The sequence below is a fragment of the Coleofasciculus sp. G3-WIS-01 genome, assembly GCF_040223135.1.
Classification (GTDB): Bacteria; Cyanobacteriota; Cyanobacteriia; order Cyanobacteriales; family Coleofasciculaceae; genus Coleofasciculus.
On record NZ_JAVJZI010000023.1, the window covers coordinates 1 to 23,365 of the forward strand.

At 45.6% G+C, this 23,365-nt stretch carries 26 protein-coding genes; 17 read left to right on the plus strand and 9 right to left on the minus strand.

Annotated elements, in window-relative coordinates:
- The 5 genes from RIM23_RS02400 to aroF form a co-directional block, all read left to right on the plus strand.
- Nucleotides 1-1,026 (plus strand): GNAT family N-acetyltransferase (locus RIM23_RS02400; protein ID WP_446364139.1); only part of this gene is annotated, 1,026 nt, incomplete at its 5' end.
- 69 nt (nucleotides 1,027-1,095) lie between these two features.
- Entirely contained in the window at nucleotides 1,096-1,533 is a 438-nt protein-coding gene (ruvX, locus tag RIM23_RS02405; RefSeq protein WP_446364141.1) for a Holliday junction resolvase RuvX, read from the plus strand.
- 93 nt (nucleotides 1,534-1,626) lie between these two features.
- On the plus strand, nucleotides 1,627-1,896 hold the full coding sequence (gene rpsO / locus RIM23_RS02410; RefSeq protein ID WP_446337068.1) for a 30S ribosomal protein S15: 270 nt from the start codon (nucleotides 1,627-1,629) through the stop codon (nucleotides 1,894-1,896).
- A 16-nt stretch (nucleotides 1,897-1,912) separates the two neighbouring features.
- A complete protein-coding gene (locus RIM23_RS02415; protein WP_446364143.1) occupies nucleotides 1,913-2,389 on the plus strand; it encodes a photosystem II biosynthesis protein in 477 nt (158 codons plus the stop codon).
- Between the two features lie 134 nt (nucleotides 2,390-2,523).
- Nucleotides 2,524-3,582 carry a 3-deoxy-7-phosphoheptulonate synthase gene (gene aroF / locus RIM23_RS02420; RefSeq protein ID WP_446337066.1) on the plus strand — a complete coding sequence of 353 codons (1,059 nt, stop codon included), beginning with the start codon at nucleotides 2,524-2,526 and terminating at the stop codon, nucleotides 3,580-3,582.
- A 61-nt stretch (nucleotides 3,583-3,643) separates the two neighbouring features.
- On the opposite strand, the gene RIM23_RS02425 is transcribed toward aroF, so the two are convergent.
- Nucleotides 3,644-4,432: a DUF1868 domain-containing protein gene (locus tag RIM23_RS02425; RefSeq protein WP_446364145.1), complete on the minus strand. Its 789-nt coding sequence runs from the start codon at nucleotides 4,430-4,432 to the stop codon at nucleotides 3,644-3,646.
- 33 nt (nucleotides 4,433-4,465) lie between these two features.
- Here RIM23_RS02425 and holA point away from each other — a divergent pair, with 33 nt between their 5' ends.
- The 6 genes from holA to RIM23_RS02455 all read left to right on the plus strand — a co-directional run bounded on the left by holA (nucleotide 4,466) and on the right by RIM23_RS02455 (nucleotide 8,465).
- Entirely contained in the window at nucleotides 4,466-5,446 is a 981-nt protein-coding gene (gene holA / locus RIM23_RS02430; protein WP_446364147.1) for a DNA polymerase III subunit delta, read from the plus strand.
- 224 nt (nucleotides 5,447-5,670) lie between these two features.
- Entirely contained in the window at nucleotides 5,671-6,153 is a 483-nt protein-coding gene (locus RIM23_RS02435; protein WP_446361054.1) for a DUF4168 domain-containing protein, read from the plus strand.
- A gap of 115 nt (nucleotides 6,154-6,268) precedes the next feature.
- Nucleotides 6,269-6,739 carry a DUF4168 domain-containing protein gene (locus RIM23_RS02440; protein WP_446364149.1) on the plus strand — a complete coding sequence of 157 codons (471 nt, stop codon included), beginning with the start codon at nucleotides 6,269-6,271 and terminating at the stop codon, nucleotides 6,737-6,739.
- 26 nt (nucleotides 6,740-6,765) lie between these two features.
- Nucleotides 6,766-7,203, plus strand: a complete 438-nt coding sequence (gene ureE, locus RIM23_RS02445; RefSeq protein ID WP_446364151.1) for an urease accessory protein UreE — start codon at nucleotides 6,766-6,768, stop codon at nucleotides 7,201-7,203.
- Nucleotides 7,204-7,385: 182 nt separating this feature from the next.
- Entirely contained in the window at nucleotides 7,386-7,751 is a 366-nt protein-coding gene (locus tag RIM23_RS02450; protein WP_446364153.1) for a Lin0512 family protein, read from the plus strand.
- Between the two features lie 150 nt (nucleotides 7,752-7,901).
- The gene (locus RIM23_RS02455) at nucleotides 7,902-8,465 is read left to right on the plus strand and encodes a cytosine deaminase (protein WP_446364155.1); all 564 of its coding nucleotides are present in this window, start codon (nucleotides 7,902-7,904) and stop codon (nucleotides 8,463-8,465) included.
- 78 nt (nucleotides 8,466-8,543) lie between these two features.
- Here RIM23_RS02455 and RIM23_RS02460 read toward each other — a convergent pair whose 3' ends face one another.
- A complete protein-coding gene (locus RIM23_RS02460) occupies nucleotides 8,544-9,677 on the minus strand; it encodes a cob(I)yrinic acid a,c-diamide adenosyltransferase (protein ID WP_446337054.1) in 1,134 nt (377 codons plus the stop codon).
- Between the two features lie 250 nt (nucleotides 9,678-9,927).
- Between RIM23_RS02460 and fraC the strand changes: the two genes are divergently transcribed.
- The 3 genes from fraC to RIM23_RS02475 all read left to right on the plus strand — a co-directional run bounded on the left by fraC (nucleotide 9,928) and on the right by RIM23_RS02475 (nucleotide 12,426).
- Entirely contained in the window at nucleotides 9,928-10,488 is a 561-nt protein-coding gene (gene fraC, locus RIM23_RS02465; RefSeq protein WP_446364157.1) for a filament integrity protein FraC, read from the plus strand.
- A gap of 79 nt (nucleotides 10,489-10,567) precedes the next feature.
- On the plus strand, nucleotides 10,568-11,584 hold the full coding sequence (locus tag RIM23_RS02470; RefSeq protein WP_446364159.1) for a DUF5357 family protein: 1,017 nt from the start codon (nucleotides 10,568-10,570) through the stop codon (nucleotides 11,582-11,584).
- Nucleotides 11,585-11,643: 59 nt separating this feature from the next.
- A complete protein-coding gene (locus RIM23_RS02475) occupies nucleotides 11,644-12,426 on the plus strand; it encodes an ABC transporter permease (protein WP_446364161.1) in 783 nt (260 codons plus the stop codon).
- Between the two features lie 63 nt (nucleotides 12,427-12,489).
- On the opposite strand, the gene RIM23_RS02480 is transcribed toward RIM23_RS02475, so the two are convergent.
- From RIM23_RS02480 to RIM23_RS02490, 3 genes are all read right to left on the minus strand, one after another.
- On the minus strand, nucleotides 12,490-13,101 hold the full coding sequence (locus tag RIM23_RS02480; RefSeq protein WP_446364175.1) for an alpha/beta hydrolase: 612 nt from the start codon (nucleotides 13,099-13,101) through the stop codon (nucleotides 12,490-12,492).
- A 402-nt stretch (nucleotides 13,102-13,503) separates the two neighbouring features.
- Nucleotides 13,504-14,151, minus strand: a complete 648-nt coding sequence (locus RIM23_RS02485) for a Crp/Fnr family transcriptional regulator (protein ID WP_446364163.1) — start codon at nucleotides 14,149-14,151, stop codon at nucleotides 13,504-13,506.
- A 215-nt stretch (nucleotides 14,152-14,366) separates the two neighbouring features.
- Entirely contained in the window at nucleotides 14,367-15,341 is a 975-nt protein-coding gene (locus RIM23_RS02490) for a CHAD domain-containing protein (protein ID WP_446364165.1), read from the minus strand.
- 1,298 nt (nucleotides 15,342-16,639) lie between these two features.
- On the opposite strand from RIM23_RS02490, the gene RIM23_RS02495 reads away from it, so the two are divergent.
- Nucleotides 16,640-17,692, plus strand: a complete 1,053-nt coding sequence (locus RIM23_RS02495) for a pentapeptide repeat-containing protein (protein ID WP_446364167.1) — start codon at nucleotides 16,640-16,642, stop codon at nucleotides 17,690-17,692.
- 8 nt (nucleotides 17,693-17,700) lie between these two features.
- On the opposite strand, the gene RIM23_RS02500 is transcribed toward RIM23_RS02495, so the two are convergent.
- The 3 genes from RIM23_RS02500 to psaC form a co-directional block, all read right to left on the minus strand.
- On the minus strand, nucleotides 17,701-17,910 hold the full coding sequence (locus tag RIM23_RS02500) for a hypothetical protein (protein ID WP_446337047.1): 210 nt from the start codon (nucleotides 17,908-17,910) through the stop codon (nucleotides 17,701-17,703).
- Between the two features lie 348 nt (nucleotides 17,911-18,258).
- A complete protein-coding gene (gene glmS / locus RIM23_RS02505) occupies nucleotides 18,259-20,211 on the minus strand; it encodes a glutamine--fructose-6-phosphate transaminase (isomerizing) (protein WP_446364177.1) in 1,953 nt (650 codons plus the stop codon).
- A 248-nt stretch (nucleotides 20,212-20,459) separates the two neighbouring features.
- A complete protein-coding gene (psaC, locus tag RIM23_RS02510) occupies nucleotides 20,460-20,705 on the minus strand; it encodes a photosystem I iron-sulfur center protein PsaC (RefSeq protein WP_006616272.1) in 246 nt (81 codons plus the stop codon).
- A 436-nt stretch (nucleotides 20,706-21,141) separates the two neighbouring features.
- Between psaC and RIM23_RS02515 the strand changes: the two genes are divergently transcribed.
- A complete protein-coding gene (locus RIM23_RS02515; protein WP_446364169.1) occupies nucleotides 21,142-21,447 on the plus strand; it encodes a DUF3288 family protein in 306 nt (101 codons plus the stop codon).
- 19 nt (nucleotides 21,448-21,466) lie between these two features.
- On the opposite strand, the gene RIM23_RS02520 is transcribed toward RIM23_RS02515, so the two are convergent.
- Nucleotides 21,467-22,870 carry an MlaD family protein gene (locus RIM23_RS02520; protein WP_446364171.1) on the minus strand — a complete coding sequence of 468 codons (1,404 nt, stop codon included), beginning with the start codon at nucleotides 22,868-22,870 and terminating at the stop codon, nucleotides 21,467-21,469.
- Between the two features lie 268 nt (nucleotides 22,871-23,138).
- On the opposite strand from RIM23_RS02520, the gene RIM23_RS02525 reads away from it, so the two are divergent.
- Nucleotides 23,139-23,365 (plus strand): helix-turn-helix domain-containing protein (locus RIM23_RS02525; protein WP_446364173.1); only part of this gene is annotated, 227 nt, incomplete at its 3' end.

The following is a 23,365-nucleotide window of genomic DNA, read 5'->3' on the forward strand; positions in this document are numbered from 1 at the left end:
TATGTGGCTGAACAATTTCAGCGGTTGCGGGGATTAATTAAAGTCTCGCCCTTTAATCGGACTCGCAGTACTTGGCGCGTGGAACAGGTGTTAGTTACTCCTGATCAGTCTTCTCGATCAACTAATAAACCCGCCAAACTCGAAACGGGCTCCGCACTCTTGCGCCATTGCTTCGAGACCATCTGGGAAGCCCGCACCTGGTTACTAGAAGTCAATATCCATAATAAAGATACCCTGGCGCTGTATCGGCACAACGGATTTCAACCCCTAGCGCAATTGACATACTGGGCAATTAATGATATCACCCTAGCTAAACTAGCCGATCGCGAACCCGATTTACCCAACTTGCTCCCCGTGAGCAATGCTGATGCCCAACTCTTGTATCAGCTAGATACAGCGTCCATGCCTCCGTTAGTGCGTCAAGTTTTTGACCGCCATATCGAAGATTTTAGAACAGGGTTTATGCGATCGCTAGTCTCGACACTCCAGCAGTGGTTCAATCGCACTGAAGTAATCAACGCTTATGTATTTGAATCCCAGCGGAAAGCGGCTATTGGTTATTTTCAACTCACCCTTTGCCGAGATGGGAGTCGAGCCCACGAAGCCCAGCTCACCGTTCACCCTGCCTACACTTGCCTGTATCCAGAGTTATTCTCACAAATGGCACGGATTACCCAACAATATCCTGCCCAGTCATTGCATCTGGCTTCAGCCGACTATCAACCGGAACGAGAAGACTACCTGGAACAGTTAGAGGCTCAGAGAATCGAGCATACTCTGCTCATGTCTCGCTCAGTCTGGCATAAACTCCGGGAAGCAAAGAAATTAGAGGGGTTACAGTTATCAGAAGTGCTTCAGGGACTCCAGCCAGCCCGTACTCCCATCCCCAGCCGTATCTCCTGGTGGGAATCCCTCTCAAAACAACCTAACGCGGTTTCTAAGACCAATGGAACCAATCCCTCGTCAAAACAGAAGTCGAAGGAGAAGGATATTCAACCTCCAGCCGATTCTACAGATGCTGACTAGGGGCGTTTTGAGTTTTGAGTTTTCACCCTTTGGAAAGAGGGTATGGCGCTTGTGTAGGGGCTTTTCACAATGAGGCAGAAAATCTCAGCCTTAGGCTTAGATGTTGGTAGTAAGCGCATTGGTGTCGCCGGATGCGATGGCACCGGTTTAATTGCTACAGGTTTAACCACAATCAAGCGAACATCCTTTGAGCAGGATGTATCACAGTTGGGAGAACTCGTAGAACAACGCGAGGTTCAGGTTCTAGTTATTGGGCTACCCTATTTAATGAACGGAACCCTGGGATTTCAGGCGCGAAAGGTGCAAAAGTATGCTAGTCGCTTGAGTGCTGCCCTACAATTACCCGTAGAATATGTGGATGAGCGGTTAACCTCCGTTGAAGCCAAACAGTTACTTCACGCCGAGAAGCTTGCGCCCTCTCGCCATAAAGCTCTGATTGACCGCAAAGCCGCAGCAATCATACTCCAACAGTGGCTCGATACTCGTCGCTCAAGCCGTGAACCATGAACCATGTAGCTTGCTTCTCGAAGAGCGAGTACCATGAACCCGGAAAAGTGATAAGATGAAAAACTGCTGGATTATACCAACGAACGTTTATCCATGGCTTTAACCCAAGAACGCAAACAAGAAATTATTGAGAGCTATCAAACTCATGAAACCGACACGGGTTCGGCAGATGTGCAAGTTGCTATGCTCAGCGATCGCATTAGTCGTTTGAGTACACATCTACAAGCCAATAAAAAGGATCATGCCTCCCGTCGGGGATTATTAAAGATGATTGGTCAGCGCAAGCGCTTACTCAGTTATATTCGTGCAAGCGATCCTGAACATTACCAAGCCTTGATCAAGCGCTTAGGTATTCGCGGCTAGACACCAATTAAAGCTTATGTCTGATCAACCCTCCCGCAACCCTTTACCCTTTGAGCCGAGCCAGAAGCGCAAAAAAAAGTCGAAACCACAGGCAAAACCTGTAGCCAGTAAAGCGGAGGCGAAACCAAAAGCGAAACCTGATAAACCTAGGACTTCCAGTTCTGAGTCGATGGCTATCCCTGATCAGGTGAGTAAGCGTATGGTACGCCGCATGGCGTTACTGTGTGGTATTCCGACAGCGTTGGGGATTCTCTCATTTGTGGTCAGCTATCTTGTGGTGGTCAACCTGGAGATCAAATTACCCAATGTCGCTGTGGTTCTGGTAAGTATGGGCTTTTTTGGCTTAGGGGTGTTGGGCTTGAGCTATGGCGTCCTTTCCGCATCTTGGGAAGAAGAAATCCCCGGAACAGTAATAGGTTGGCAGGAATTCACCACCAACCTAGGACGACTTACATCAGCATGGCGTGAGGCGAGAGAGGCTAAAAAAAGTTAGCCCAGCTTTCGGTTAAGATTGCCAGGGCTCGCGGGAGTACAGGAATTCCAGGGACAGGGGAAGGAAGATGAGCGAGTTAACTCAAAACTCAAAACTTAAAACTTCCCCAATTGAAAACTTAAACCTTAAAACTTATGATTGTAGTCATGAAAGTCGGCTCTCCAGAAGCCGAAATCGATCGCATTAGTCAAGAACTCAGCGAACAGGGTCTGACTCCTGAACCGATTGTGGGTAAACACAAGGTTGTTATCGGTTTAGTTGGTGAAACTGCGGCGTTAGACCCCCTGCAAATTCAGGAAATTAGCCCTTGGATAGAAGAAGTCCTGCGGGTTGAGAAACCCTTTAAACGGGCAAGCCGTGAGTATCGTAATGGGGAAGCTGGCGAAGTTGTGGTATCAACACCCGATGGACCCGTTACCTTTGGCGAGAATCATCCGGTGGTGCTGGTAGCAGGTCCTTGTTCGGTAGAAAACGAAGAGATGATTGTCGAGACAGCACGTCGGGTAAAAGCGGCGGGCGCTCGATTTTTGCGGGGGGGTGCTTATAAACCTCGGACTTCGCCCTATTCATTCCAAGGACATGGAGAAAGCGCCTTAGAATTACTCGCCGCCGCGCGGGAGGCTTCGGGTTTGGGGATCATTACCGAAGTCATGGATACAGCGGATGTGGATAAAATTTCCGAAGTCGCCGATGTGGTGCAAGTCGGTGCCCGCAATATGCAGAATTTCTCCCTGTTGAAAAAAGTAGGCGCCCAGGATAAACCGGTGTTGTTGAAGCGGGGAATGTCGGCAACCATTGATGAATGGTTAATGGCGGCGGAGTATGTTTTAGCGGCTGGGAATCCTAATGTGATTCTGTGTGAACGGGGAATACGAGGATTCGACCGGAAATATGCCCGGAATACCCTAGATTTATCAGTGTTACCTGTTTTGCGATCGCTCACCCATTTGCCGATTATGATTGACCCCAGTCACGGTACGGGTTGGTTTGAGTATGTGCCAACGATGGCAAAAGCCGCAATCGCAGCCGGTGCAGATTCGTTAATGATTGAAGTTCATCCCAATCCAGCCAAAGCATTATCCGATGGACCCCAATCCTTGACACCGGATAGCTTTGATAGCTTGGTCACAGAAATGGCGGTGATTGGTAAAGCCGTTGGGCGTTGGCACGAACCCGCGATGGCGATGGTATAAGTGTTCAAACACATCAATGATATCTTAGGGGCACGGCAATGCCGTGCCCTTGTTCTTTTACTCAAAACTCAACAACCGGAAAATCCGATTCCCGATAAAAATGGGTCATATTATCAAACTTCCGCAATTGAGCCCGCTTAACCCAAAACGAATTAACATCTTTAGCTAACCATTGCTCATTCAAATCCGATAACATACTACTGATGCGATCGCGCTCAAGCTGTGCTGGAATTTCCCCGAAGTATCCTAGGGTAATATGCGCCGTAAAATGATACTGCTGCTCAACACCCAAACCAATCAATCCCGGATTTTGATAAAGACAGCGCCGGAACTCAACCACTCGTTTGTAAGACTCCTCATCTTTTGGCACCAAACAAACCCCAATCGCACGGGGCATGACAATCACGCCGAAAAACTGCCAGCATATAGGATAGGGATTCCTATACAACCCCTTATATTGCTCAAAACTCTCCCCAATTCGTTCCTGAAGTTGCTGATCAAACTCCGGATTATCCTGCACCGTATCCCGATAACTATTCTCCCAAATTAAATCCGCCAGGGTTAAATGAAAACTCTCAGGCGGAAGCGATAGCATTAAACTCGATTTAAATTCCTGCTCTAATATCCGTTGTAACTCCTGCAAACTGCTATAAAACCCCTCATTCTCTGACTCATCCTCCCATGGTGGCGTCATCACCGTGTATCCTGGAAAATTAACCGCCTTGGTTGTGCCATCAGCCAGACGCTCAAACTTAGGTGACTCCTGGATATTGGGTAACTGAGAGTGATAACTATCAGATACAGTCATCCTCGCCACCCGATTGATATAGGTTGGATAGGTATCATCCATGTTGAATTTCCTCCGAATGCGCTAAACGTCCTTATGCCAATTTATCTTTATTGGGGAGATAATGACTTTGCCCTGAATCAAGCCGTAAACGAACTACGCCAGTCCTTCCTCGACCCTAACTGGCTCAGTTTTAACTATGATAAAATTCCCCCAGACCAACCCGACGCCCTCATTCAGGGACTCAATCAGGCGATGACTCCCCCATTTGGAATGGGAGGACGATTAGTCTGGTTAGTCGATACCACCGTTTGCCAGAACTGTTCCGACAACGTCCTCGCTGAACTCGGACGCACTCTCCCCGCTATTCCGCCAGAATCTATATTACTGCTCACCACTCATCATCGACCTGATAAACGACTCAAGTCCACCAAGCTGCTACAAGAACACGCCCAAATCAGAGAATTTCCCCTAATCCCCCCCTGGAAAACCGAGGAATTAGTCCAACAGGTTAAATCCTACGCCCAAACTACTGGCGTTAAACTCACTCCCCTAGCGGCTGAACTCCTCGCCGATGCGGTGGGTAACAATACCCGTCAACTTGCCAACGAACTGGACAAGTTACGCCTTTACGCGGGCGATGGGACAACTAGCTTAGATGAACGCGCTGTTGCTGCATTAGTCACCACCACAACTCACAATAGCTTACAATTAGCCGAGAGTATTCTCAAAGGCGATACCACCAAAGCCTTAGAACTCATTGCTGACTTAATCAACAACAACGAACACCCATTACGAATCGTCGCCACCCTCGTGGGACAGTTTCGCACCTGGTTATGGGTTAAGCTAATGATCACTCAAGGGGAAAAGGATATAAAAGTTATTGCTACCGCCGCCGAAGTCGGTAACCCCAAGCGTATTTACTTCCTGAAAAAAGAAGTGCAGCACCTTAGTCTAGATCAGTTAATCGCAACTTTACGAGTTCTGCTAGAGTTAGATGTTAGCCTCAAACGCGGTGCTGATGAACTCTCCACCCTGCAAACCCAGGTGATCAAACTGTGCCAAATTTGCTGTTGATTTGTCATTCGTCATTTGTCAGGGAATAGGGAATAGGGAATAGGGAATAGGTTAGAGTTTTGAGTTAACTTCCCCAGCTCCCCCAGCTCCCCCAGCTCCCCCAGCTTCCCCAGCTCCGCCACCCCCTTATCTCTAAATAGCGGAACTTCTATCCCCTAAAATAGTTCAGGAAAAACAAGCCCACTGTGGGTTTTGTTGTGTACTTTTAATTATTTGCGATCGTTATGATTACGTTCTACTGTAATCACCCTCATTTGACTCGTTTCTCTCGTCCACTGATTGTAACGGCACTAACCACCTTGGGTTTACTGTCTGGGTTCATCCCCGAACTTTCCCGAGAGTCCCTAACCTTGGACTTCAACCGTGCTGTCTATGCTCAACAAGCCGTTCCAGAGGATGATATAAACAACTACGCGCGAGCGGTTTTAGCGATGGAACCCCTACGTCAAGTTGCCTATAACGAAATTAAAAAAATCGTAAATGGCAACATTCCCGATATCCAGTGTCATCGATCAGAAACCATCAATCAACTGCCGTCTCAGGAGGCGCGAGCAATTGCCAACAATTATTGTAACCAAGCGTCGGCGTTGGTCAACAATTATTTAACCCCCTCTCGATTCAACCAAATTACACGTCTGGCGGAAAAAGATGGTAATTTACGACAACGGATTCAAGATGCATTACAAAGGCAGCAAAAATCCAGGTAACGATCAACCACTCTTGTGGTATGATAACCCTCGGTAAGGAACTCTATAGATAAAACATCGAACCCTGAGTTTTATTGAGTTCCAAACGGTCAAAACCTGTCAAAATAAAGCTACTTTGCCGGATTCCATGCCCATACAGGCGCGATCGCAAACTTATAGGATTCCTTGGACGAGTTGTATCGCCGCACTCGCCGTCATCCTCTCTGGATGTGCATCTAACTCCAATCCAGAGGCTACTCCTTCTATCTCCCCATTGCCAGCCGAAACCATCACTGAAGAGGACATCAAAAATTACGCCAAGGCGCTTCTGGCGATAGAAGGTAGCCGTCAGACTGCCTTCAGCGAAATTCAGCAACAGATGAATCAAGAGCAGATTCCTAGTATTACCTGTACCCAACCCGATTCCCTCAAAGAACTCCCTTCTGATGTTCAAGGAATTGCCGTCAACTACTGCAACACCGCCAAAGAACTTGGCGAAAGTCAGGGATTCAGCATGGCTCAATTTAACGCCATGACTTATACTGCCCAATTAGACCCCGATTTACAACGGCAAATTCAGAATGAACTGATTCGCCTGCAACGGTAACTTTAGCTTGACAAGTTGGGCGATTTATGCTGATGTTGACGCAACGATTGAACTCAGCAACAGAAATCTCCGTTAATTTTACACTTTTCCTCACCGCAGAGGAACGCACCCGGACGCGCTACCGCTTTGAAACCCCAGAGGGTCAAAGTTTGTATCTGCGTTTACCGAGAGGGACTATCCTCAACGATGGGGATTTACTCCAATCACAGACAGGTGAGGTGGTGGTTAAGATTGCGGCGAAACCCGAACCTGTTTTAACCATTACTTCCTCCAATCCTCTGAGTTTACTGCGAGCCGCTTATCATCTGGGTAATCGCCATGTCCCCTTAGAACTAACTCCCCACTATTTACGCTTATCACCTGACCCCGTTTTACAGGCGATGCTCAATCAGTTAGGCGTGGAGGTGAAGCCAGAAATTGTCCCCTTTCAACCCGAAATTGGCGCGTATCACCATCACAGTTGAAGGAAAATTTTCTCTGAGAAAACAAAACCGCTTGTTTTCATTTTCCATAATTAATCAAGCAATCTGGCTACATTTGGAAGCAATATAAGCGAAGGGTGATCCTGTCATAGTTTTAGCTGGTATCCTATTCTCAGGGTTTTGAAAAAATACAAGTTATTCATTATTAAGATATAACAGTTGCTATGACTCGCAAACGTTTGATTATTGAAATGGGTATGGGGGTAGACCAACATGGACAGGAACCCACTGTTGCTGCATCTAGGGCTGTGCGAAACGCGATCGCGCACAACGCTTTACCCGGTGTCTGGGAAGTTGCGGGTTTGAGCGATCCCAATCAAATGATTGTGGAAGTGCAAGTCGCTGTACCTTACCCGGAACAAGTGCGACAGGAAGAGGTTCTCGCCATGTTACCCTTTGGTCGCAAATCACTCACCGTACAATCCGGTGGAATGGTAGTTCAAGGTCGAGCCATTCCTGAACTCAATGATAAAAATGACGAAATGCTAATTGCTGTTGCCGCCGTTACCGTTTTAGTCGAAACTGAATAGCTGAGTTAACCTGATTAAAATTAGAGAATAAAAAAATTACAGTTTAACAGGTTAACCGCTAAAGGGAAAATCTGTTTAATCCATCGCCAAAGCCGATGGACTCTGACTATTCAGGGATGGATAGTTACACTTATTTGTATAATTGCTTTAATGGTATTCACTCTCAGCACTATCTACCCATTCCTGGCGGTTAACTCTCCCGTGGCGGCGGATGTCATAGTGGTGGAAGGCTGGATACCAGATTATGCAATTAAGGACGCGATCGCACTCTTCCAGCGCGGGTCTTATAATCACCTGATTACCACGGGTTTACCCGTCTCGAAGGGATATTATTTAGCCCAATACAAGAATTTTGCCGAACTCACCGCCGCCACATTTATCGTTTTGGGGTTTAACCCAGAACAACTGGTAGCTGTTCCCGCCCCCAACGTGATTAAACATCGAACTCAAGCAAGCGCCATCGCTCTACGGGAATGGTTATCGACCTCCGAATTAGACGTAAAATCGATAAATCTTTATTCCTTAGGACCTCATGCCCGTCGAAGCTGGATTATATTTAAAGCCGTATTAGAACCAGAAATCCGAGTCGGTGTGATTGCGGCTGAACCTCAAGAGTATGATCCTAAACAGTGGTGGCACTCTAGCGAAGGGGTACGAACCGTAATTGGGGAAGTGATCGCCTATCTCTATGCCCAGTTTGTCGATTGGAAATAGCCCAACTCTAGCTTAGTTGACGTACTCCCCTGTTCCCTAACAAATGACAAATGACAAATGACCCATGACCCATGACCATTAAAAATCCACCCCTCGCTTCAAATCCACTCCTTTGTCACAATAATGCTTATGACAAATCATCTCCGAATGGACAGTCGCCAATTCAAAGTAAGCGGGTTGATTTTTACAACGACCTGTGATAATAACTTCCGTATCGCGGGGTTTCCGTAAAAGCGCCTCGACAATGGGTTCAACCTGCAACAGTTCCAAATCAACCGTCGGATTCAGTTCATCCAGAATAATCGTTTTATACAACCCTGACGCTAACGCCGCCCGGGCAATTTCCCATCCCCGTTCTGCTTCTACATAATCCAAAATTTGCTGCTGTCCCCGCCACACGATCGCGTCTCGTCCACAACGCTGATGATCCACCAGATTGGGGTAACTTTGGCGTAAGGCTGCGATCGCGGCGTCTTCAGTATACCCTGTCCCTCCCTTCAACCACTGCATAATCAGAACCCGGTGGGATTTATCCGTACTAATTCCACGACCAATGGCTTGTAACGCCTTCCCTAACGCATTGGTCGATTTCCCTTTCCCCGCACCCGTATAAATTTCAATTCCCTCAATCCCCTGTTCCCGAGAAACCGGGTGATCGTGGGGAACCGACTCACTATGTAAATCCGCCAAATCCAACAGCGCTGGCGGCGTTCCTCGTCCCGTGACAATCACTTCCAGAGACGGGGGTTTATTGGTCAGGGTTTGTACCACCTCCTCAACCGGGAGTAACCCCAAATCCAGCAGGGGATTCAACTCATCCAGAACCACAACCGAATAGAGATTTGACGCGATCGCGCCTTTCGCCACATCCCACCCTCGCTGCGCCTCTAGCTTGTCAAACCGGGTTACTTCCTCTTTAGTAAAAAATTCACTTCGTCCCGTGCGAACCTGATCAATCAAGTGAGGAAACGCCCGTCGCAACGCCTCAATCGCCGCATCCTCATCATAGTTTCGTCCCGGTCCCTTAAGAAACTGTAACAATAACACCCGACTGGATTCTGCACAGTTGATCCCCAAACCAATCGAGCGCAAAACCACGCCCAATGCGGCTTGAGACTTCCCCTTACCCACGCCATCGTAAACATGAATCTGACCGGTGATGCGTTCTGTACGCTCAGCCGCCGTGCGAATACCAATACCTGTCCTAGTCATTGACGATCCTTGGGACTTTATCAACCCAACTCAGTTTAACGATACAACTGGAAATATTAAGAATAACCTTCACTCTCTTATCCCAGCCAGTCTAATATAGTATAAAAATACCCCCGTTGCCGTTATGGGGGAAGAAGGTAGCAGGTAGAAGCCTCCAAGGATGTTAGGTTTATCATATCTACTTTTTTATCGCTCCTTAATTTTTCCGCACTACACGAGGAACTGATACATCGATCAAAAGGAAACTATTATGATAGATATTGTTTTGCCCCTACAACTTATTGTCTTTCAAATCTTATTCCTATTGGTTGCGATCGCCTTAGAAGCCAGAGTTTTGCACCAACGGCTAAAACTCACTCGTAAAACCAGTATTCAATATGCCACCTCGCTGAATTTATGGAGCGTTGTCATTGGTTGGTTAACTTTTTTATTTCTAGAAACTTTATTACCACGATTTTTGCAGAATCAAATTGTTAGTTTTATTTTCTTCGATCATCCCATTGGCAGTAGATTAGATCAAGCCAATCCTTTAGTAATCTCCCTGGGCATTTGTATTTTCTTTTTTACTTTTATCATCAAACTGCTGGGGTTGGAATTACTAAGGATTTGGATTCATGATAACCCGGAACAGTTGAATACGAGTTCTAATTTATCCAATAAAAGACCCACCTTGCTTAATTTACCCAAACGCAAAATTACCCAATCAAAACCTAATCCTGCCTTTGCTGTACTCCTGGCTAATGCCTATAGCTACAGCGCTATTTTGCTAATTTTGGTGTTACGGTTTCTGGAGTTTAATCGCGCCCTCTGATCTATCCCTAACCTGAAATACCTTCGGGATACATTCTAACTATCCTTAAGCCCCTAAACCCTATTTTTAAATCAAAACGATGCTCAAGAAGATTTTTGAAAATTTTTTGAATTGGTTCAACAATACCCTGAAATTATTATTAGGAGTATTTGTTCCTCCTACGGCTTTCTCTTGGCAGACCCTGATTGGGCTAAGTATTTTCTCCTGGCTCATGTCATTTTTGGCAACGAACATTTTCAAGATTCTATTAGAGAGTTTTAGTTGGTTATTTTTAATTCTAGGTGTCTTTTGGGCGACGAGTAGCAATAAAGCCTTCAGCATTGGCAAGGTTCCCTTAAGTCCCTGGATTACTGGAGCGTTGATTACTATTTATCTTTCTGGCGTTTTTACAAGAGAATTATCACCCTATGCTTTAGTATTCTGGCCCCTCGTATCGGCAGTTGTTGCCGCATTACCCGTTTGTTTAGATGGCAATTTTAAACCCAAAATTCCCGATAGAGACAAACGTCAACCGCTGGTGTGGCTATTCACAACTCAGTTGATATTAAGCAGTTGGTTTCAATTCTATTTTCTGGTACAAAACTGGTTAGTTGAATATCCCACAATCGCGGCTGATACATTTAGACAAAGTGCCTTTGTTGTCAGAATAACCGTCGAGGAATCCCAGCAAAGGCTACCTCGAGGAGTGACTATTTTAGATTTAATGGCATCTCGCTTGGAAGAACGACTTGATAATCAAGCTTGGTCGGATGTCGAGCGAATGCTTCTCCCCAGTGAACGCGAACAGTTAATTGAACAGATTAAAACCCAAGTGATGCAAGAACTCACCTCTGATGATATTGAAGAAGACAATTTATGGCAAGTAAGTTCCGGAGAGATTTCGCTCCGGGATTCGGGGTATAACTTAGATCTACAAGCCCTTTGGCAAGGTCCGCGATCGCAACCCCAACCCTACTTACTCACCAAGTCTTGTCAGATCATATCCGTCACTCGGCAAACTGACATCGGTATTAGTCTCCTCGGTCAGGTAAAATGCGATCCAGCAGCAGGATGGGGCGTTCCTAAACCGATTGTTACCTCTCAATCTCCAACTTGATGAATTATGAATTCTAGACGCAACGAATGAATTGACAAAGAACAAAGAACAAAAAACAAATGACAACTAAAACTTTAGGTAGAATTTGGACAATTGCCACGAATGGGTTTCAGGAAGTCATTCGCGATCGCATTTTTTATGTGATTGGCTTTTTTGCCCTGCTGTTGGTTGTTGCGATACCACTCCTAGGGGAAGTTGCCGCTACCACAGAAGATAAAATATTTATGGATTTAGGTTTAGCGGTGATTGGTGTTTTGGGAGTAATCGTTGCCATATTTGTCGGGACAGGTTTGATTAATAAGGAAATCGAAAAACGCACTGTCTTGGTTTTAATCCCTAAACCTATCTCACGGGCAGAATTAATTATTGGCAAACATTTAGGGTTACTAGGAGTCCTTGCGGTTTTGGTTATCGCCATGACAGCTATTTACTTAGCTCTCCTCAGTTTCAATGGCATTAATTACCCCTTAGTTAGCCTACTGATTTCGGCACTTTATCAGTTTTTAGAGTTAAGCCTAATTGTAGCTGTAGCGCTAATGTTTGGCGTATTCACCAGCTCAATTCTAGCCACACTCCTAACCGTTGGTATTTATTTAATGGGACATTTGAGTCGCGATGTGCTGGAGTTAGGGAAACTCAGTGAAAACGTGACTCTAGAGACGATAACCCAAGCTCTTTACCTTGTCTTACCCGATTTATCTCGTCTGAATTTGAAAAATGAGGCGGTTTATGGGTTGCTCCCTTCCTCTTTGACTCTGTTAGGACATGCCGCTTATGCCATAGTCTACACGATCTTGCTGCTTGCGATCGCGATTCTGATTTTCTCCCGACGTGAATTTTAATTGGTAATTTAGGGATTGGTGATTGGGCGAAGCATGTCCTTCTGTACACCCCTGTTCCCTACTTCATGTATTCACCAAAATAAAATCCTGCACAATTTCTACCACTTCAGGCGCAATCTCATGCCCCATATCCACTTCTTTGTACTGCATGGGAGCGCCTAAGGCTAGTAAATAATCCCGCAATCGATGAGCTACCCTCAAAGGGACAACATTATCTTGTCTACCATGAACGATTAAAACAGGGGGCAAAGGAGGTTCAATTTCTTGAGGTGTACGATGCCAATAACCACTCATTGACACTAAACCCGCTAAGGGTAAATGTAATCCAACATCTAGAGCCATGGCTCCCCCTTGAGAAAAGCCCATGACAATCGTAGAGCCAAGAGGAATATGGGTGAAACTTTCTAAAGACTTTAGCCAGTCTGTCAAAATACGCTGACTTTGTGCCAATCCCTGATAATCTTCTCGTTCCAAGTCATACCACATATAGCCTCCAGGCACATGGGGGTGGGTAAAGGGCGCATTGGGTAGCAAAACATGGTAATTAGATAGAGCCAATGCTGGTACTAGAGGTTGCAAATCCTCAGCGTTAGCCCCCCAGCCATGCAAAATCACAACCAGTCCCACTGGTTGTTGACCTGTAGCTGGTGGAATTGAAATCGTCTCCAAAGACAGGGGCTTACTCCTGAAAAATTTAACCTGTGACCATACTTGGGTTACAAAGGTATTATACCTGCGAGAATGAATACCATCAGAATGAAACGAAAACAAGTTTTCTCACCAGAGGTGATTCATTCCCCACTATCCCTCCCTTGTATAGTAGGGGTATTCTCGCCGGAGCGGGATAAACGATCGCTACATCCATGACATTGAGTGGGTTATTTTTTGTCATGGAATGCCTAAATTTCCCTGACGGTGGCGTTCTCTGGCGTTCAATCCGAGAAGATATAGCACAATAGCTGGAGTCGGTGAGAAGCCTACACCATACTGTACTCACTTGGTGTAGGAGATGTCACTTACAGTTACTCAGCCCTGACCCGATCCCCAAATTCTGCAAGAAGTTGGGGATCTAATTCCTTACCACTCAGCAATATTTTTAAAGCTACCTTGTTTAACAATAATGTGGCGATTGCTATCAAAGCTAATCTTGCCCTGATTTTTTAACTTGTTCAGGAGTCGGGTGACGGTAACACGGGTCGTACCGATGGCATTGGCAAGGTTTTGGTGCGTCATGCGTATCTTCAAACGAGTCCCTTCGGGTACAGGGTGACCCATTTCCTGTTGCATCAACAGCAACAAGTGTTGTAAACGATCTTCAACTCGACGCTGACCCGCGATGGCTAGGAGTGCCTCACTTTGGCGTATCCGGTGTATAACTTGCGGTAATATTACCTGAGCCAATCGAGGTGAAGCATTAATCTCTTCTAAAGAAAAGCAAATCAGATGCACGTCAGACAATGCTATAGCTTGGTAAGCACTCAGTAGAGAAAACCAACGACCAAAAAACATTGAAGGTTCTGCCCAACCAAGCCACACCTCTTCTCCATTTTGGCAAAGGGTACTCAGCTGAACTACTCCTAGAGAGACTTGCCAAACTCCTTGAGCAATTATGGGAATTTTGTCCCCTTTAGCATAAAAATGCAATCGACGTGAATCTTGGAGTTCGGCTTGACCAAAAGATTGAGTCGGGTTTACGTCCAAAACGGCTCTGGAAGTTGGAATCATGAGCTGCAACTCTCTCCAGCCAGATTTTCACAAGCTGGTATAGCAGGGCAGCTCTACTGTAAGCAATCAAGGTAAAGGCTCGGTAATCAAAAGATTAAGTCAATTAAATATTTTATTTTTATGAGGTATTTATTCTAGTTGGCATAAAGTCTACAAACTGAACGCAACACGAAAGTTTCATCCCCTGGAGTCGAGAACAGGGGCTTTCACCTTCGCTATCTTGTAACCGGGTGTACAACGATTAGACGTAAGTCCTGGCGGGTTTTGGGATGGAGATATCGTTCCTGGAGCACTCGCCATTCCTGCCATAATTGATAACGATTGCCACTCAACTGCTCTACTAGGGTTGGTAGTTCCTTCTTAATTTCTAAGTGTAGACAATCCGATAGAAATTCTGCCAAGACGAAACTATCTTGAATTTGTCCCAAAGTACCCTGAATAGATTTAATATCTTTCACATAATCCTGATAGGGCGTATCATAAAATTCAGTAAATAATTCCATTTGATAGCGCACTCGTTTAGCTTGTTTCCGCAAACTGTGCAACACTGAACCCTGATTACTTAAGAGTTCAACGACATTCTCTAAACTCAAATCCTGAGCCACCTGCTTCTGTCCGTCTGAGAATTCTACGCCTATCAACCATGCGGGGTGGAGGAAAAACTGACTCACAAACGGTAACAGTAAGTCAGGCAAAATCTGATCAATGGGAAATTCGGCAAAAATTCCGTAAGTCGGCGTCTGCAACCAATCTTGAAATGCCAGTTTCATTTCCTGATAGGGTTTGTCTTTGAGGGTTTTCTGAACCTGAACTAAGACATGGTGACGCCGCTTTGCTAAGGTGGCTAATACTTTTTTGCCGATTTTTTGTTCAGAGTTGGGCAAAGTGGGCAGATACTGATTTTGCAGCGCATCTTGCATGATGTCTAAATCCCGCAGTTGTCCCAGCCGTCGCGCTACTTTAGTAATCTTTTTCTCCCTAGCGGCTTTGGGTAACACCAAGGCAGGCTCAAAACCTTTCACTACTGTTCGTAACCGTCGCATCCCTACACGCATTTGGTGTAGCGCTTCAGGATCTTTATCCTTGAGAACATCAGTTTCATACTGAATGGTTCTCTGGAAATGTTTTTCAATAGCTAGATAAGCCCAATAGCCGAAGAGCTTTGGGTTTGATGAGGGAATGGTTATCATCGGTATGGTGTGCGGTAGACATCCGGCACGTTTGCCCCTAGAGAACAACATAGGGGTAAACGTTTGTTTTTATTAAAATTTGTATCAGGATATCATACCATACTCGTGACTCAAAAATTGTTATCTCCACTACCTAATGACAGGAAAGTGAACATCTGGGGGATGATTTTTGATCGGAATCGGCTTCCTCGGCAAATTTTGCCATGAATCATACCTTGCCGGATCTGGCATCTAAGGATTATCTTTAAAGGATGAGTTACTGGTAAAGCCCATACTTGTCTGCCCGTAAAACCGGAAAACAAGCTAAATACTAATTTCTGCCTTGGAAGGGCGGCTGCGCGGGTTCTCCACGGGATGTGGGGATAAAGGTTGGGTAACCAACTAGAGACGCTGAGTAAGACCAAAGGTAACTTGTTGCTAGAGGCATCGGCGAATGAGACGCGAAGCCTACACTATACCCTGAGGGTATTGTGTAGGTAGTTCACCGCAACTGACAATTGGGCGATCAGTTACAAACGACTAGCTAACGCAATCCAACTCCAACGGTATGACGCCTCCTCAAGACTTGGGAGCAGCAGTAAAATTCACTAGGGCATTAGCAACCCGCGACTTTTCTAGCTTAATGCCCAGACCTGGTTGGCATGAAAACTCATCGTCAGGAAAAGACTTTTTGTAGCGGTGGGAATAACTAATATCAGTGAGCAGTTATCTCCTAGTTGATGCTCAGGATATTGATTATCTTTATATCTCTTAAACCGCGTTTACATTGAAAACCATAGTTTTCCCCTGGAAAAAACTCCAGTTTTCTCAATGGACGAGGTTGAGATGAGGTATTCGCTGATCACTTATTTATACCGCACTGACCTCAGAGATTGGTAAAAACAAAACCGTGAATTGGCGATGAATTATACCTATTATTTCTGCTTTAGTTATGCCAACTTTTGGAGGTGATAAAAACGGATTCGCCACAAGCTGATTTATGTTCATAAGTTTGAATGAAAAACGACAGTTTGATGAATCAATAACGATTGGTATATCGAATTAGTCCAGAAACTGTGGCATCCATTATCTAAGCATTTTATCGGGAGATGGAATTAACTGAAATCTAGATTCCAACCCTAAACTGAACAAATTTACCATTTTTTAGCCTGCCCATTTATTGAGGGCAATTTTGTATTTTTTGGGATTCATCCATGATTTTATTTATGGAGAAGGTGAATTCTAATTTATAGAATGCAAGTTGACACCATAATGGATAGCCTGTAGCCAAACCAAAGCCATAAAATCAGGCAGTTTTTATGAAATCAATTCAATGTTTAAGTAAATCCAAACTTCTGAGTTTGCACGAAACGGGAGAACGAAATTTTTCCGGAGTTAATTTGATGGGAACCGATTTAACTGAAGCGAATCTGAGTCGCATTAATTTGAGTGCTGCCCATTTACAGCGAGCTAATTTAGCCAAAGCTAAACTGATTGGTGTTCAGCTTAAGGATGCAGATTTAAGCAAGGCTAATCTCAAGAACGCACTATTGATTGAAGCCACGCTTTGCCAAGCTAATATGACTGATGCAATTCTCCGGGAAGCTGATTTGAGTGGTGCGATTCTCAGTGGCGCTACCCTAATCGACGCGGATTTGCGACATGCTACATTAATTGACACCAGTCTCATCGATGCCAAAATGAAACGAGCCAAACTGGCAAAGGCGAACTGTACGGGAGCCACCTTCACTCGTGCTAGTCTCAAATCCGCCGATTTGAAGGGTGCTACGTTAAATCGAGCCATTCTCAGCGAAGCCGACTTAAGGGGAGCCAACCTGACGGGCGCTTGCTTAATTCGAGCCTATTTACATCGGGTAGATTTGCGAGATGCTAATTTGACAGAGGCTGATTTGAGTGATGCAGATCTCAAGGGCGCTGATCTGAGTCATGCCAATTTGTCAAGGGCTGACTTGAGTGGTGCGAATCTGAGTCAAGCGAATCTTACGGGGGCTAATCTGAGTGGCGCACACTTGCCAAACGCGAATCTCAGTCTCGCCAATCTGAGTGGATTGCTCCTCAAAAAAGCCAATTTGCAGAGCGCCCAACTTAGCAAAGCCAACCTGAACCGAGCCAATTTATATAAAGCCAATTTGTCAGGGGCTAATTTGCTAGAGGCAAACTTAGACCATGCTAACTTAGCCCAGTCAAATCTAAAGCGAGCGGGTTTACTTCTGGCTTATTTAACTAATGCTAACTTGAGTCATGCTAATCTCAAGGGGGCTAACTTAATTGGCGCGAATTTAATGGGAGCGGATTTAAGTAACGCTTCCTTAGCCGGAACTATCATGCCCAATGGTAGGATACAGTCCTAGAGCATCCTCTAAACCGAGGTGGATTCCAGAATTTGAAGCAATCCATGTCGTACACCATAAAAAACTCGCTCAATGAGAATTCGTTCATGCTCCTTTAGACTATCTTTATAAAGTAAAGCACAGTTTAAAAATTGTTGGTCGGAGGGGGTGATGCAGCGATTCATTAAAATTTGAGTCACTAAATCTTCGATATTTGTATGAGGCAAGGTAACGTTCATTGACTTCAGAAATATTAAATTCTTTTTGTTGTCATAATTATGAATGATTTTCTATGTCAATCTTGTGATCGTTCTAAAAGATAGTTTGTGATTTTTCTAAAAAGCAAATCGTGATCTGTGATCAAGTTATGTAGTGATATAGGTCACAAATGAGAGAAAATCTAAACTGGGAAGTAGCGATCGCAGGTGGGTGAGGAATGTCCACTCAATTAAGTCTGGTCGCCCTCTACTCAACCGGAAAGAGGGCGGGTTTAATTAAGTTATCAGTTTTTGCCAAAGGTTATCTGTGAAACCCGCCCCTACAGACGTGCGATGATACGTTTCCATCTGGAACATAACGTTTGGCAGTTATTCGACTGTGACTGATTTTGCCAAATTCCTAGGTTGATCGACATCTAAACCCCGTCGCGCCGCAATATGATATGCCAAAAGCTGTAATGGAATCACCGCCAGAATCGGAGACAGTAATTCCTCGACTACAGGCACTGATAATAAAATATCAAAGGTTTGAGCGGCTTCTGGATCATGCATGGGTGTCACCCCAATCAATCGCGCATCCCTTGCTTTGGCTTCTTGGGCATTGGATAGCACCTTTTCATATACAGTACCAGGCATCGCGATCGCAACCACGGGAACTTTGGCATCCAATAGGGCAATCGGTCCGTGTTTCATCTCCCCCGCCGGATACCCTTCGGCGTGAATATAGCTAACTTCCTTAAGTTTCAGCGCCCCTTCTAAGGCAATGGGGAAATTAATTCCGCGCCCTAAAAAGATAAAATCTTGAGTTTCGGCAAACTCAGTGGCTAACTCTCCAATATAATGCTCCTGACTGGATAGGACTAATTCAATCTGGGAGGGAAGTTGGCGCAACCCTTCAATAATTTCGGCAATCCGCGACGGGGGTAGAGTTTGGCGTCGATAGGCTAAATCTAGGGCTAAACAGTAAAATGCCACTAACTGGGTGACAAAAGTTTTAGTGGCGGCGACACCGATTTCCATTCCGGCATAGGTTTCAATAATATGCGGTACTAAATGCGCCAGGGAACTTTCTGAACGATTGGTAATCCCCACCAATCGCGGCTGATACTCTACTCCTAAACCACTGCGTCGCCGTGTTTCCATCTCTAACGCGGCTAGGGTATCAGCAGTTTCTCCGGATTGGGTTACGCCAATGGTGAGGGTATTGCGCGTCAGAGGTGAGGGGGCATAGCGGAATTCTGAGGCATATTGTACCATCGTGGGAATTCCGGCTAATTGTTCTAACAGGTATTTCCCCACCAGACTGGCGTGCCAACTGGTGCCACATGCCAATATCTGAACCTGTTCTAAGTTCTCATACAAGGATTCGGGAAGTCCCAATTGTATCGGCGTGGTTGTGGATGGGGTTTTTCCGGCGACTTGGTTTTGATCAGGTATTGGGGTAACGCCATCCTTTTCTCCCACAGACCAATTACTGTTAACATAAGCCTCTAAACAGGTTCGCACCACACCCGGTTGCTCGAAAATTTCTTTGAGCATGAAATGACGGAATCCCTGTTTTTCCACTTGTACGGGATTCCAGTTGAGGGTGCGGGGGAATTTGCGAAGACGTTCCCCGTTAAAGTTGTAGACTTCTGCCCCTAGGGGGGTTAACCGTGCTAGTTCCCCATTCTCTAGGTTCAACACCGCATGGGTGTGGGGGACAAGGGCGGGGGTATCGGAGGCGCAGAAGAATTCTCCTTGACCAAATCCTAGGATTAAAGGAGCCTGTTGTCGTGCGACAATCAGTTCATCGGGATAGTCTGCACAAATAAGTGCGATCGCAAACGCACCTTGGAGTTGATTCACCGCTTGGCGCACGGCGTCTAGCAATGCATTCGGGTTTTGAAAATCAGGGGTTGAGGGTTCGGGGAGAATTTCGGCAATCAGGTGGGGAATCACTTCGGTATCGGTATCAGAACGGAATTCATGTCCCCGTTTTTTTAAGTCTTCCCGTAATTCCCGATAGTTTTCCACGATGCCATTTTGCACCACGGCTACGCGATGATGGGTGTCGGTATGGGGGTGGGCGTTGTATTCTTCGGGTTTCCCGTGAGTTGCCCAACGGGTATGTCCAATACCGAGTCTGGCTTGGTTCTCGGTGCGTTCGAGTTTTTCCCGTAAATTATAGAGTTTGCCCTTAGCCCGAACGCACTGAATTTTTCCTTCCCCGACTGTGGCAATTCCTGCAGAATCATAGCCTCGATATTCGAGTCGTTCTAACCCTGCCATTAAAATATCTGTCGCTGGTTGCGTGCCAATATAACCGACGATTCCACACATGAACCGCTCACTCCTCAAACGCGATGCCTTCACCATCTTATTCGATACATCCTGGAGGGCAACCGTTTAAGTGCCATCTGTAGGGGCACGACATGTCGTGCCCCGACTCAATTTGCCTTTTTGTATCTCAATTTACTGAAAAATCGGCAATTTTTAGCAGAGATACAACAGCATTACCATACAAGCGATCGCTTGCATCCTAATGCAGCCATACCCCTACAATGATATAGATTGGTTTCAAGATACCCTTAGTAGGCAAGACCCATACTGCGGGTGGTTTCAGCGCCAAGATAAACTCGAACGCTCAAGAAATCGGTCGGACAAGCGGTTTCGCAGCGCTTGCAACCGATGCAATCTTCGGTACGTGGAGAAGAGGCAATCTGACCAGCTTTACAGCCATCCCAGGGTACCATCTCCAACACATCGAGGGGACAAGCCCGCACACATTGGGTGCAACCAATGCAAGTGTCGTAAATTTTGACGCTATGAGACATAGAATAACGACTCCAAACGAGAGTTATCGGTGATTGATTTAGATATCCTCCCCACGCTAATCCCAATTAGGGATACTCAGGGATTCTAATGGCATACCGTTTACCTGATGACTCAGGTAAGCTGATCACAGGCCCAACTTTTTACAAGCCCCCGTTAATCCCTATTCAGGTTAACGGTAGGTTCTGTGACAGTACGCAATCTATTATTGCAGATGGATCTGCTCACACACGGGCGATCGCTCTCGCCGTCTAATCAAAGATGATCACAGGAGTCTTCTCGCCGATCGCGGTAAAACAGACAATGGATTAAGGCTTAGTTTACCGCACCCCTCTCATCTGTTTGAGCATTAAGTTACAGAACTTTAAACTCTGTAACATCTGAGGTGAACTGAAAACGGATACATAAAGAATAACGGCACAAAAGTCAAGTTAGATTATGTCATCAATTCTAGAAAACAAAGATCAAAACCATCCGCAAGAAAAGAGCGATCGCGCGATCGTGGATAGTCTATTGAAAATCAAAGCTGATCCGACGGATTACCAGTTGACGGAATTGGCGCGGTTACGGATTCGCTATTCTCGGTTTCCTGGCGCTAGGGAGATTCAACAGGGGCTTGAGCGGATTCTTCAGCAGTGGAATTTAACAGAAGAAAAGTTATTTGAGTTAACCCGTCAAATTCACAGCCAAGGTCAAGTTTACAAGCAACCCCAGTCTGTAGATAGCCAAGATGACTGGACTTAGAATTAAGCTATCATTATCCTCAGTCTGTCTCCACCGATTGCTTTTTGGGGATTGGCGGCAATTTTTTCAGGATATGTTGATGGTGATTGAGTCGATGTTCAGACTTAACCAACTCCTCATTAATGGATGCCAGATCATGCTCACGGGATTGATCCACTACCTTAACCGCCGCTGTTGTAATTTCAGCACTGGCGGCTTCTACAACTTGCGCTACTTCGATTTGGTGTTCTAACTGTTCGGTGGAGGAGACAAGTTCACTCAATCCGTTGACTAACTCTTTGAGATTTTGACGGAACCTAGGATCACCAGTTAAATCTTCCAAATCTGATGTAATCTTTTGCGTATTTTCAAAGGTTACCCGTGCTGAGTCTAATAGCTGTTGCAATACTATAGCAGTGCTGGGACTGTCCAACGAATTAGAGAGATCGCGCAAATCAGCAGATACCTCAGTCGCATTAGCGGAGAGGGTAGCTAAATTTTCGGAGGCGGTTTCAACGTTTTCGATGATGTTGCTGATATCTGCTTGATCGACTCGTGCATTCACTAAATCAATAGTCGTGTTGACATTTTCTAGGGTAGGTCTCAAGTCGCCTAACAGAACGCGCAACTGATCGCTGCTTTCACTAACACTGGCTAAAGTTCCGCCTAAAACCGCCCGATTTCTGCTGACTAAATCATTCGTTGAGGCAATTAATCGATTGAGTTGAACGGCTGTCTGGCTAAATTGCTCCGCCGTATTACCAATGCGTTGAGTCGTCTGGGTAGCCGCCGTCGTAATCGCATCAGACGCCTGAGAAAAGCCGCCGACTTCTTGGCGCACGGAACGAGATAATAAGGATAATTCACCCGCAAGTTGAGCGATACCACTGGCGGCGAGGGAGGCATTTTGGGCGAGGTCGTTAATAGTATTAAAAAATTGGGGATCTGTGTAGATGGTGGTTAAGCGCTCAGTATTGCGGAGAAGTTCAACAAAGCTCACCCCGATCTCACCCTGAATCCGCTCACCGCTACAAATAATCACATCCGAATTACATTCAGGATTCAGAGGTTCCATCGACTGGATATTAGGGGACAATTCCCGAAGTGGGGTAATGTCTACCGAGGTTTCACCAATTAAACCTGATTGATTGGCTTCAATGGCGACATCCTCTGGGATCACTAAGTCTTCTGATTCAATTTCGATGGTGACATCAACGCCATTGGTTGTGGCTTGAATATCCGTAATGTTGCCCACATCAACCCCGCGATAGCGTACAGTGGCACCTTCTTTCATTCCAGCGACGTTGGGAAAATTGACAACAAAGCTGTAGCTGCGATCGCCAAACTTCAAACCCCGAATCCAAACGATCAAGCCGACAAACACTGCCAGTCCAACTAGAATTAATAAGCCAACGGAGCCTTCTCGAACGGTTCGCGATCGCATGGTTTCTCCTCACTGTACCCTTAAGTGGTGAATTGAGGGGCATTTGCCTGGATAGACGGTAATGACAAATGACCGATCAAGCCCTTGCCTTTATCTTACCAGGGGGTTTGGGGGAGTTGTCAGACCCACGCTGTAATTTTATTCAGCGTTGGGATACACAACTCTCCCAAGTTAATTTAGGTGGATCGATGTCACCTAAATTAATATTTAACGGTGTTGCGTTAGCCTGTAAATGTTGTATAATCAGTATATGCACCAATAAACACCGATGCTGACACTTAACTATCGCTACCGCATCTATCCAGACGCCAATCAACAGGAAATCCTCCTTGATTGGATGGATATTTGCCTAAGAGCGTACAACTACGCTCTTAGGCAAATCAAAGATTGGTGCAATAGTAGAAAGTGTATAATCGATAGATGCTCTATCGAAAAAGAGTACATCATCCCGGCTGATGCTCTGTTCCCCAACGAAACCAGTCAGCTTAATAAGTT

Coding starts and splice junctions, on each gene's coding strand:
- ruvX (WP_446364141.1), top strand. CDS start 1,096: ATGAGGCAGAAAATCTCAGCCTTAGGCTTAGATGTTGGTAGTAAGCGC.
- rpsO (WP_446337068.1), top strand. CDS start 1,627: ATGGCTTTAACCCAAGAACGCAAACAAGAAATTATTGAGAGCTATCAA.
- RIM23_RS02415 (WP_446364143.1), top strand. CDS start 1,913: ATGTCTGATCAACCCTCCCGCAACCCTTTACCCTTTGAGCCGAGCCAG.
- aroF (WP_446337066.1), top strand. CDS start 2,524: ATGATTGTAGTCATGAAAGTCGGCTCTCCAGAAGCCGAAATCGATCGC.
- RIM23_RS02425 (WP_446364145.1), bottom strand. CDS start 4,432: ATGGATGATACCTATCCAACCTATATCAATCGGGTGGCGAGGATGACT.
- holA (WP_446364147.1), top strand. CDS start 4,466: ATGCCAATTTATCTTTATTGGGGAGATAATGACTTTGCCCTGAATCAA.
- RIM23_RS02435 (WP_446361054.1), top strand. CDS start 5,671: ATGATTACGTTCTACTGTAATCACCCTCATTTGACTCGTTTCTCTCGT.
- ureE (WP_446364151.1), top strand. CDS start 6,766: ATGCTGATGTTGACGCAACGATTGAACTCAGCAACAGAAATCTCCGTT.
- RIM23_RS02450 (WP_446364153.1), top strand. CDS start 7,386: ATGACTCGCAAACGTTTGATTATTGAAATGGGTATGGGGGTAGACCAA.
- RIM23_RS02455 (WP_446364155.1), top strand. CDS start 7,902: ATGGTATTCACTCTCAGCACTATCTACCCATTCCTGGCGGTTAACTCT.
- RIM23_RS02460 (WP_446337054.1), bottom strand. CDS start 9,677: ATGACTAGGACAGGTATTGGTATTCGCACGGCGGCTGAGCGTACAGAA.
- fraC (WP_446364157.1), top strand. CDS start 9,928: ATGATAGATATTGTTTTGCCCCTACAACTTATTGTCTTTCAAATCTTA.
- RIM23_RS02470 (WP_446364159.1), top strand. CDS start 10,568: ATGCTCAAGAAGATTTTTGAAAATTTTTTGAATTGGTTCAACAATACC.
- RIM23_RS02475 (WP_446364161.1), top strand. CDS start 11,644: ATGACAACTAAAACTTTAGGTAGAATTTGGACAATTGCCACGAATGGG.
- RIM23_RS02485 (WP_446364163.1), bottom strand. CDS start 14,151: ATGATTCCAACTTCCAGAGCCGTTTTGGACGTAAACCCGACTCAATCT.
- RIM23_RS02490 (WP_446364165.1), bottom strand. CDS start 15,341: ATGATAACCATTCCCTCATCAAACCCAAAGCTCTTCGGCTATTGGGCT.
- RIM23_RS02495 (WP_446364167.1), top strand. CDS start 16,640: ATGAAATCAATTCAATGTTTAAGTAAATCCAAACTTCTGAGTTTGCAC.
- RIM23_RS02500 (WP_446337047.1), bottom strand. CDS start 17,910: ATGAACGTTACCTTGCCTCATACAAATATCGAAGATTTAGTGACTCAA.
- glmS (WP_446364177.1), bottom strand. CDS start 20,211: ATGTGTGGAATCGTCGGTTATATTGGCACGCAACCAGCGACAGATATT.
- psaC (WP_006616272.1), bottom strand. CDS start 20,705: ATGTCTCATAGCGTCAAAATTTACGACACTTGCATTGGTTGCACCCAA.
- RIM23_RS02515 (WP_446364169.1), top strand. CDS start 21,142: ATGTCATCAATTCTAGAAAACAAAGATCAAAACCATCCGCAAGAAAAG.
- RIM23_RS02520 (WP_446364171.1), bottom strand. CDS start 22,870: ATGCGATCGCGAACCGTTCGAGAAGGCTCCGTTGGCTTATTAATTCTA.